The sequence below is a fragment of the Streptomyces sp. NPDC006265 genome, from assembly GCF_040613555.1.
Lineage (GTDB): Bacteria > Actinomycetota > Actinomycetes > Streptomycetales > Streptomycetaceae > Streptomyces.
The window spans coordinates 1-10120 of record NZ_JBEXSH010000266.1 but is presented as its reverse complement, the minus strand read 5'-3'; the positions used below and the strand labels follow the sequence as shown (position 1 = coordinate 10120).

General features: G+C 70.6%; 7 protein-coding genes and 1 pseudogene. 2 read left to right on the top strand and 6 right to left on the bottom strand.

The window, feature by feature from the left end:
• Window positions 1-70 precede the first annotated feature (70 nt).
• A pseudogene (locus ABZ281_RS21770) lies at window positions 71-217 on the top strand (M56 family peptidase); the annotation flags it as partial.
• A 97-nt stretch (window positions 218-314) separates the two neighbouring features.
• Here ABZ281_RS21770 and ABZ281_RS21765 read toward each other — a convergent pair.
• The 5 genes from ABZ281_RS21765 to ABZ281_RS21745 form a co-directional block, all read right to left on the bottom strand.
• Complete coding sequence (locus tag ABZ281_RS21765; RefSeq protein WP_356657807.1) at window positions 315-2783, bottom strand: CBM35 domain-containing protein; 2469 nt, start codon at window positions 2781-2783, stop codon at window positions 315-317.
• An 88-nt stretch (window positions 2784-2871) separates the two neighbouring features.
• Window positions 2872-3696, bottom strand: coding sequence for a carbohydrate ABC transporter permease (locus tag ABZ281_RS21760; RefSeq protein ID WP_356657805.1), 825 nt, complete (start codon window positions 3694-3696; stop codon window positions 2872-2874).
• Window positions 3693-4616 carry a sugar ABC transporter permease gene (locus tag ABZ281_RS21755; RefSeq protein ID WP_356657803.1) on the bottom strand — a complete coding sequence of 308 codons (924 nt, stop codon included), beginning with the start codon at window positions 4614-4616 and terminating at the stop codon, window positions 3693-3695. The genes ABZ281_RS21760 and ABZ281_RS21755 overlap by 4 nt, the downstream gene beginning before the upstream one ends.
• Before the next feature lie 2 nt (window positions 4617-4618).
• Window positions 4619-5944, bottom strand: coding sequence for an extracellular solute-binding protein (locus tag ABZ281_RS21750; protein ID WP_356657801.1), 1326 nt, complete (start codon window positions 5942-5944; stop codon window positions 4619-4621).
• Window positions 5945-6015: 71 nt separating this feature from the next.
• Entirely contained in the window at window positions 6016-7053 is a 1038-nt protein-coding gene (locus ABZ281_RS21745) for a LacI family DNA-binding transcriptional regulator (protein ID WP_356657799.1), read from the bottom strand.
• A 133-nt stretch (window positions 7054-7186) separates the two neighbouring features.
• Between ABZ281_RS21745 and ABZ281_RS21740 the strand changes: the two genes are divergently transcribed.
• Complete coding sequence (locus tag ABZ281_RS21740) at window positions 7187-9292, top strand: glycoside hydrolase family 36 protein (RefSeq protein WP_356657809.1); 2106 nt, start codon at window positions 7187-7189, stop codon at window positions 9290-9292.
• Here ABZ281_RS21740 and ABZ281_RS21735 read toward each other — a convergent pair.
• Window positions 9251-10120 (bottom strand): acyltransferase family protein (locus ABZ281_RS21735; protein ID WP_356657797.1); only part of this gene is annotated, 870 nt, incomplete at its 5' end. The genes ABZ281_RS21740 and ABZ281_RS21735 overlap by 42 nt on opposite strands.

Here is a 10120-nt window from a genome sequence, read left to right as displayed (position 1 = left end):
GCCATCGGTTGCATGAGGCGGGGCATCAGCCTTATTGCCTGGTGTGGCCCTGACCTGGGGTTTCAGGGGCCCCGCCGTGCACGACTGGCCGCCGGTGTGCACGGCGGTCGGACTGGCCACGTGGGGCGCGGCGGCGGGAACGGCCGTCTCGGCGATGTCGTCCGCGAACGCGGCGGTGACGATGGTCCTCATCCTGCACGCGGCGACGCCGCTCTGAGAGATGTGATGCGAGGGGGATCACCTCCCGACGCGACAGTGCCGCAGCCCGCCTCCATGGCGGACTGCGGCACCAGAATCCGTCGGCCTGCCGGGGCTCAGCCCACGACGCGGCCCAGTTCGATCCGGTCGATGTTCGGCGCCCAGGCGGCGGCGTTGCCGAACGTCACCTTGTTCGCGCCCTTCGCCAGATCCACCGGGACCCCGACGGTCCAGTAGTCGTCCCAGCTCCAGGTGTTCTTGAAGGTGACCTTCCGCGGGGTGGCGCTCCCGACCTCGATGTCCGCCGTGCGGGACATGATGTCCGTGTTGTAGGCGTGGCCGTTGTCCCGGCGGTCGTTGTGGGCGTAGTGGACGACCAGCATGTAGCGGCCGGACCTGGGCGCGGCGACCGTGAACTCGGCGGTGCTGGAGGGGCTGTTGCCCAGCCACCCGATGTACGAGCCCGCGGAAGCGTGCGGGGACTCGACGAGCTTCGCGCCGCCCGCGAGCGTGGCCGAGGCGCCCTCGTAGGAGAGGGTGCCCGAGGCCGAGCCGTCGCCCGAGACGTCGAGGGAGCGGACGGCGCAGTGGCCCGACGCCATCGCGACCCGGTTGTTGCCCGCGACGAGGTACAGCCGCAGCGGGCGGCCGGGCGCCGCCGTGACGCTCTCGCCGTGCAGCGTGAGCTTCACCGCGGCCGAAGTCCGCGGGGTCACCGTGTAGTAGCCGTCGCGCGGGGCGTAGACGTCGAAGACGGCCTTGTCACCCGTGCGCAGCACCAGGGCGCCCGTGCCGACGCCCGCCGAGGACGAGTAGTCGTACGACGGCCTGCCGCTGATGTCCGCCAGGGTGGCCTCGTACGAGGCGCCGGCCGCACCGGTGCGGGTCGTCAGGTCGATCCGGTCGAGCGTCACCTCGGCGTCGCCCTTGGACAGCACCAACTGGTGCGTACCCGCCTGCAGTCCTACGCTGACGTCCTTCTTGGCCCGGTAGGTCCAGTTCTCCGTGGAGGGGTAGGTGACCGTCACCGGGTCGGCGCCGTCGACGATCAGCTTCTGCGTGGCGGGCCCGCCGGACTGGTTGCCGTACAGGATCCCCAGGTCGTAGGTGCCGTCCTTCGGCACGTTCACCGTGAAGGCGACCTTGCTGGCGGGCTGGTTGAGGGAGCCTACATCCTTGGTGCCGGAGGCCGCGTAGCCATTGGCGTTGCTCACGGTGCCCTGGGTGTAGACCTTGCCGTCGGTGATGGCCGCGTCCTCTGCCTCGTACGACGCGGACCAGGGGACGGAGGCGGCGGACGGGGTGCCCGAGCCGCCGGGGATGAGGACGATCCGGTACGCCGACATCTTGTGCAGGCCGCGCAGCGGGACGGTCACCGAACCGTCGTCCGCGACCTTCACCTTGGTGCGCACCAGGACCCGCGGCGCCGCGTGCTGCCCCTCGTACCCCGACCAGGCCGCCTCGGCGACGGTCGCCGTGACCGTACGGCCGAACACGGACCGGGGGACGTGCTTCACGACCACGTCCGAGTCGCCGTCCGCGCCTCCGAGCAGTACCTGCGCCTGGCGGCGGGAGGTGTCCAGGGAGGCGAGGCCCTGCAGGGTGTCGACGGTGTTCGGCTGCGGCGCGGTCACCTTCACCGTGTTCCCGGTCAGGCCCGCGTACCAGCGGAACAGCCACCAGCCGCCGTTGGGGATGTTCGAGCGCACCACATGGCCGCTGAGATTCCCGGCGGCGTCCCAGTACGCCATGTTGGCGTACACCTTGTTGCGCTCGAACATCGACACCCACTGCACGAGCTGCCCGGGCACGGACAGGTCGCGGCGGTTGGCGTACTCGTCGATATTGATCTTCAGCGGGGCGACGCCCGCCTCGCGCTCCAGCCTGCGGTAGTCGTCGTAGTGCGCCTGGAAGTCGCGCAGGGAGCCGGAGCCGAGTTCGTGCCAGGTCATCACCTGGGGCAGCACGTTCTCCCGCTTGGTGAACGCGAGGAAGTCCTTCAGCAGACGCGAGTGGTACGCGGCCTCGTTGGGGCCGGCGATCCGCGCGTGCGGGTCGATCGCGCGGATGCGCTGGTACACCGTCTTCCAGTCCTTGAAGAACCGGTCGCGGTTCTTCTCGTACTGCGCCTGGTCCTGGACATCGAGTTTGTACCAGATCTGGTCGGGCTCGTTGAACGGGATGTAGACGAACCGGTCGCCGTTCGGGTCGGCCGATGTCTCCTTGACGATCTTGTCGACCTTGGGCAGGTAGTCGTCGATGCCGAGGTCCTCGTACGGCCACTTCGCGTAGATGTCCTGCATCATCACGTTGATCTCGCCGCCGCCGGCGCGGAAGAACGACCTGGAGACGGTGAGCGCGTCGCCGTTGGGGTGCTGGGCGCCACCCTCCGGCTTCTGCGAGATGCTGGTGATCTTCAAAGGCTCCATCACGGCGTCGCCGGGCACCCCGTCGTCACTGAGCCCGTACAGGGAACCGTTGGCGCCGAGCATCACCCGCCCCTCGGACGCGCCCAGGTCGACGGTGAGGCGTTGCGGGTCGGCTGCGGCTGCCGCGGGACCCGCCGCGGGGAGGGTGGACGCCATAACGGCTGCTCCAAGTAGTGCTGTGAACAGGGCGGTTTTGGTATGCGATCTCGTGCGGGTGGGGGTGATCACGCTGCTGGACCTCCGGTCATTTGACGGCTCCACTGGTGATTCCGGACACGATCTTTCGCTGGCCGACGAGGAACACGGCGACCATGGGCAGGCTCATCACCACGACGTACGCGAAGACGAGATGCCAGTTCTCGAGGTAGAGCTGGGCGCTGGCGACCTGGTAGAGATTGAGCGGCAGCGTCGCCCGGTCTCCGCCGCCGAGGACGAAGAACGCGTAGAAGACGTCGCTCCAGGCGTAGAGCATCACCATGATCGTGGCGGTGGCGATGACCGGCCGGAGCAGAGGCAGGACGATCCGCCAGAAGATCCGGGACGGTGTCGCCCCGTCCATCCGGGCCGCCTCCTCCAGCTCCAGGGGGATGGCGCGGATGAAGCCGGTCATGAAGAAGATCGACGTCGACAGGTACATGCCGGTGTAGACGGCGATCATGCCGGGCCGGGTGCCCGCGAGCCCCAGCTGGCGCAGCTCCATCACGATGGTGATGACGGCCGGTGGCAGCAGCAGCCCGCTGATGCACAGCGCGTACGCCGCCGACACCAGCTTCGACTTCCGGCGCGCGAAGACCCAGGCGGCGCCCGCGCCCAGGATCAGCACAAGGATCACCGAAGGCACCACGACCAGCAGCGAGTTGAAGAAGCCGCGCAGCATCTCGCCCTCGCTGACGGCGTCCGCGTAATTGGCGGCGGGCTGCCAGTGCCCGGGCGGGTCCAGGTTCGGCCTGATGGCCTCCGCCTGCGGTTTGGCCGAGGTGACGGCGACCAGCCACAGCGGCACGCCGACGGCCGGCCCGGCCAGCAGCAGGACCAGCGCGGGACGCCCGTAACGCCAGAGGGCGGTCACAGCATCTGCTCCCTTCGCCGGAGCCCCACGACCAGCGGGATCGCCACGGCGACCACCACCAGGAAGAGCACGAGGCTCATCGCGGAGGCCTGGGCGTACAGGCCTTGCCCGAAGATCCGGAACATGTAGATGTTGAAGACCTCCGTGGAGGCCGCGGGCCCGCCGCCGGTGGTGGCCTGCACGATGTCGAAGGTGTTCATCGAACCGATCAGCGCCGTGGTGACGTTGAAGGTCACGGCCGGCGCGAGCATCGGCCAGCGCACCGACCAGAACGTCCGCCACGGCCCGGCGCCGTCGATCCGGGCGGCCTCGAGCATGTCGCCGGGGATGCCCTTCAGCCCCGCCAGGTAGATCAGCATGGACAGACCCATCCACTTCCAGCCGTGGATGAGGGTGACGATCACCAGCGTCCAGGTCGTCGAACCCAGCCACGGAACGTCCGTGCCCAGCACGGAGTTGACGGCCCCGTCCTGGTCGAGGAGCGCCCGGAAGACATAGCCGGTCGCGAGTGCCGAGATCAGCACCGGCAGGAAGAAGACCGCACGGAAGAGCCGGTTGAAGCGGCTGTCGTCCTCCAGCAGCAGGGCGAGTACCAGCCCGAAACCGTTCTGGAACACGGCCGCCAGCAGCGCGTACACCAGCGTCGTACGGATCGCGCGCAGCAGTGAGCCGTCCTCGGCGATCGTCCTGAAGTTGTCCAGGCCCGTGAAGGCGATGCCCGCGTGGTACGAGGACCAGTCGGTGAACGGGTAGTAGAAGTTGAGCAGGTTGGGCACCAGGAAGAAGCCCGCGAAGACGGCGATCGCGGGGAGCGCGAACCACCAGGGGTGGTGCACGGCGGCCCGCGGAAGCCGCCTCACACCCTTGGGCGCGCCCGGTGCGGCAGGCTGCTTGCGTGTCCGTACGACCGTGTCCGCCATCGTCAGAACCCGGGCGCGCCCTGAGCCTTGGCCACCTGCGCGAACTGGTCCTGGATCGCCTGCGCGACCTGCTGCGGGCTCTTCTTGTCGAAGATCATGTCGGCCAGGTAGAGGTGTGTGTCGGGGGCGACGATGGCCTTGGCCTGGAAGACACCGACGGCCTTGGGCAGGGCCGCGACCTGGGCCTTGGACGTCTCGGGAAGTCCGCCGGGGGTGGGCACGGACGGCTGCACGGACGGGATCTTCAACGCCCTGATGTAGTCCGGGTAGTCCGGGCCGAGCCAGAAGGCGAGGAACTGCCGGGCCGCGTTCTGCCGTTTGTCGTCACCGGTCTTGAAGGCGACGACCCCGTTGGTCTGGTCGGGGGAGTACAGGCCGGTGGCCGAGGAGTTGGCGACCGGGAACCAGCCGATCTTCCGGTCGATCTCGGCGGTGGAGTGCTTGGCCTGCAACTGGCTCTGGAAGGACGTGACGTTGAGGACCATGCCGGCCTCGCCCTTCCAGAGCGCGTCGGCCTGCCCGGTGAACGTGCCCGTCCGGTAGTTCTCCTGGGCGAGCCCGGCGTCGAGCAGCTTCTCCTTGTACTTCTTGATCGCGCCGACCACGACCGGGTCGGTCCACTTCTTCTTGTTCGCGTTCAGATCCGCCCACCACTGCTGGTCCAGGTCGGTGAGCTGGAGCTGCATCTGCCACTGCAGCGGCCACTTGTCGCCGCCGGCCTCGTAGAAGGCGGCCGCGTCGGTCTTGTCCGCGACCTTGCGGCCGAGCGCCAGCAGCTCGTCGTAGGACTTCGGGAAGTCCTTCTCGCCCAGCCCGGCCTGCTTGAAGACGTCCTTGTTGTAGTAGACGCCGAGCATGGCGGGGCTGGTGACGATCGCCGCGTAGCGCTTGCCGTCGATGACGCCGAGGGACTTCTCGGTGTCACCGAGCTTGGAGACCCAGGGCTCGCCGCCGAGGGTGAGCAGGTTCTGCTGCGGCTGGACGAACGGCAGCGTGGAGATGGACGGCTGCCAGAACATCAGGTCCGGGCGGTCGCCGGAGGCCAGCTTGGTCGGCACGTTCTGCTCGTAGAGGTCCGGGATCGCCTGGGTCCCCACCTTGGCGCCGGTGGCCTTCTCGAAGGCGTCGATGACCTGCTTGGGCGCGTCGACCGTGTTCTGCGCGGTCCACATGGTCAGTTTCACGCCGTCCAGCCGTGCGGTCGGGTCGACCGCAGTCCGCTTGGCGTCGTCCGGACCGGAGTCCCCGGCGGTGGGATCGCTGCACGCGGTGGCGGCCAGGCCGGTGGCACATATCAGTGCCAGGGCGGGGAGAACTCTTCTGTTCATCTCGAGCCTTTCCGAGCAGGCGGTTCGGTTCAGGAAGCGGGACTCACGACTGCGGTGTTCTCAGATGCTGTTCAGTGGTGGCCGAGCGGTGGCCCCGAGCTCTCCCGCACCACCAGTTCCGGTACGGACACGGGATGCGGGGCGACCGGCGCGGACTCCTCCAGCGCGCCGTGCAGCAGGGCGAAGGCGGCCCGGCCGAGGCCGGTGAAGTCCAGGCGCACGGTCGTCAGGGACGGGGTGAGGAAGGCGGAGTGCGGGGCGTCGTCGAACCCGGCCACGCTTACTTCGCCCGGCACCGGGCGGCCCGCCTCGTGCAGGGCGCGGAGCACACCGAGCGCGAGGTCGTCGTTGCCGCAGAGGATCGCGGTGACGGACGGGTCCCGCGCCAGTTCGAGCGCCGCCGCGTGACCGCCCGCCGGTCCCCAACTGCTCTGCAACGGGCGGGTTTCCGGGGCGCCCGCCTCCTTCAGCGCCTGCCGCCAGCCGCTGGTGCGGGCGCTGGTGCGCCGGGTGCTGGACGGGATGGCGACGTAGTGCACGGTCTCGTGGCCCAGGGAGAGCAGATGGCGGGTCGCCTGGTAGGCGGCCTCCCGGTCGTCGGTCCACACCCAGGGGCTCTCGCCGCCGGGCGGACTCGCCGGGGTCTCGACCACGCCCACGACCGGCAGACCGGCGGGCACGGCTCCCAGCGCCCGCACACCGGCGGGATCGTAGGCGATCACGACGATCCCGCCGCCCGCGTCCGCCGCCCGCTGCACCTCGGCGGCGACGGCCGCGTCCTCGGCGGACTCCAGTACGCCGATCCCCACCGCGTAGGACGCGGCGCGGGCGGACTCCTCGATGCCCTGCAGGATCGAGGCATAGCCGTAGTGGGTGGTGTTCGCGGTCAGTACGGTCACCGTGCGGGTGCGCCCGCTGGCCAGAGCGAGGGCGGTGGCGTTGCGCCGAAAGCCCAGTTCCTCGATGGCGGCCAGCACGCGTTCCCGGGTGGACGGCCGGACGCTGGGATGGCCGTTGATCACCCGCGAGACCGTCTGGTACGAGACCCCGGCGGCCGTGGCGACGTCCCTGATGCTCGCTGGGCGCCTTGTGTGACCGGTCACATTCATGCGAGGATTGTGACCGGTCACACTTGGGTCGTCAAGAGACCGTAACGAGGGATTCACGCGGGCCTGCGCTCCCGGGCAACGGGGCGGGGTCAGGAGGGGGAGCACCTTGACCGGCACGGCGGATGCGGCGCATATGGCCTCCGAACAGCGGCAACACGGGTTCACTTGGGGGCACGAGGCGCTCGACGCCCGGTTCGCCGTCGCCCCCGACGGCACACCGCGACTGGTCCGGCTGGCGCACCCCGGCGACGATCGCGCGGCCGCCGCGCAGTCCGCGCTGCCGCTGGTGGAGCTCACCGCCCTCGGCCACGGCAGCGGCTGGTCCGGCCCCCGCTTCACCGGCACGGCCTTCGGCGGCCGGCTCGCCCACCGCGCCCATCACACGAGCAGCCGCGACGGCTGGGAACGACTGACCGTCGAACTCCACGACCCGGACACCGGGTTGACGGCCTTCGCCGAATTCGGCTCACCCACCGGCCTGCCCGTCCTGCGCTCCCGCGTCCGGCTGCGCAACGACGGCCGTGCACCCCTGGTCGTCCAGTCCGTCAGCAGTCTGCTGCTCGGCGGCCTGCCCGCCCCGGACGCCCTCGAGGTGCACCGGGCCCGCAACGACTGGCTCGCCGAGTGCCGTTGGTACGCCGAGCCGCTGCGCGCGTCCGTCGCCGACATCAACACGGACGTCCACGAGCACGACAGCCGGGCCGCCCTCGCCCTCACCGGGCGTGGCAGCTGGCCGACCGACGGCCATCTCGCCATGGGCGCGCTGACCGAGCGGGACGGCGGCCGGGCCTGGGCGTGGCAGGTCGAGTCCCCGGCCGGCTGGCGCTGGGACCTCGGCGAACGCGCCCACGGCACCTGCCTGGCGCTGAACGGCCCCACGGACGCGGAGCACCAGTGGCGGATCCGCCTCGAACCCGGCGAGGAGTTCACCACCGTCCCCGGAGCCCTGGCCCTCGGCCCGGACCTCGACACCGCGCTCGGCGCCCTCACTTCCTACCGCCGGGCGATCCGCCGCCCCCACCCGGACCACACCGCCCTCCCCGTGGTCTTCAACGACTACATGAACACCCTCATGGGCGACCCCACCACGGCCAAGCTGCTGCCGCTGATCGACGCCGCCGCCGCCGCCGGCGCCGAGTACTTCTGCATCGACTCCGGCTGGTACGACGACGACACCCGGGGCTGGTGGGACAGTGTCGGGGCGTGGCAGCCCTCGCCGCGCCGCTTCCCCGACGGCGGCCTCCAGGCCGTCCTGGACCGGATCCGGGAGTGCGGGATGGTGCCCGGGTTGTGGCTCGAGCCCGAGGTCGTCGGGGTGCGCAGCCCCGTCGCGGCGGAACTGCCGCCCGAGGCGTTCTTCCAGCGTGACGGCGTTCGCCTCGCCGAACAGGGCCGCCACCAGCTCGACCTGCGGCACCCTGCCGCCCGCGCCCACCTCGACAAGACCGTCGACCGCATCGCCGGCGACTGGGGTGTGGGCTACCTCAAGCTCGACTACAACATCGTCGTCGACCCCGGCACACAGGCCCCCGGCGACCTCGCACCGGGAGCGGGCCTGCTCGGCCACGCCGAGGCCTACCTGGACTGGCTCTGCGGAGTCCTGGACCGCCACCCCGGCCTCGTCGTCGAGAACTGCGCCTCGGGCGGCATGCGCATGGACGGCGCCACCCTCGCGGTCGCCCAGCTCCAGTCAACCAGCGATCAGCAGGACCCGCTGAGCTACCCGCCCATCGCCGCCGCCGCACCGACCGTCGTCCCGCCCGAACAGGGCGCCGTCTGGGCCTATCCGCAGCCCGAGTACGACGACGGCCTGATCGCCTGGACCCTCGGCGGGGCACTCCTCGGACGCATCCACCTCTCGGGCCACCTGGACCGCATGTCGGACCATCAGCGAGCGCTCGTCAGGGATGCCGTCGATGTCTACAAGTCGATCCGCGGGGACCTGGCCCGGGCCCTGCCCTTCTGGCCGCTCGGACTGCCCGGCTGGACGGACGAGTGGCTGGCCCTGGGGCTGCGGACTCCCAAAGACGCCACGGCGTACCTCTCCGTCTGGCGGCGGGGCGGACCGGCGGAACTCCACATCCCCGTACGGCACCTGGCGGGCAGAGCCCTCCGGGCGGACGTCCTGCACCCGTCGTCGGCGGATGCGGGCGCGGCCGTCTGGGACGGGGAGGGGCTGACGGTGACCGTGCCGCGCTCACCCGGGGTGCTGCTGATCCGGCTCGGTCAGGAGCCGTGAGACGGTCCTCTCACGCGCGGACGGCGTTCGCTCCCGTGCCTGATCGCGCGCGTCCCGGCGGAACGCCCACGCCATGTCGGGTTCCATCACCCAGCGCAACACCCGCCGCACGGGCGGGGTGCAGAGGACGGTCACGAGCGCCGCGGCGGCGACCGTCACGACGATCTCGCCCAGGGGCCGGTGCACCCACGCTGGCTCGTACCAGCCCCAGAACTTGGACCCCTGCGCGACGAAGCCGTGCAGCAGGTAGCCGTAGAGGGTGCCCGCGCCCAGCACGGTGAACCAGGTGCGACGGCCGGGCACCCAGGCGAGGAAGCAGGCGACCAGGACCATCGAGCAGCCGAAGGTCACCAGCGTCATGACGGGCCCGAACCAGGAGGGCGCTGCGAGCTCCGCGGCGCTGTCGCGGTGGTAGAACCAGGCGCCGCTCATCCGCGGAACCGCCCAGTAGGCCACGGCGAGCGCGGCGGCGAAGACCGGCACGGCGAGGACCCGGGCCGCGCGGCGCCGCACCAGGTGGAAGTGCTCGGGCCGCAGCAGCAGACCGAGGACGAAGTACGGCAGGAACTGCAGCGTGCGCTGCAGATCGAGGTCGTTGCCGATCGACGGCGAAAGCGTCGCCAGCATCGCGATGACGAGGGCGATCGGCAGCGGCCACCGCACGCGCTGCCAGACCGGCGTGGTCAGCCGCCAGATGAACAGGGCGGCCAGGAACCAGGTCAGATAGAGGGGGTCCAGCAGGCTCACCGGCCGGTCCGGCTCCTGGTCGGTCCAGCGCGTGAACAGGGTGTACGCCGTCTCGAAGACGACGTACGGCACGGCGAGCCC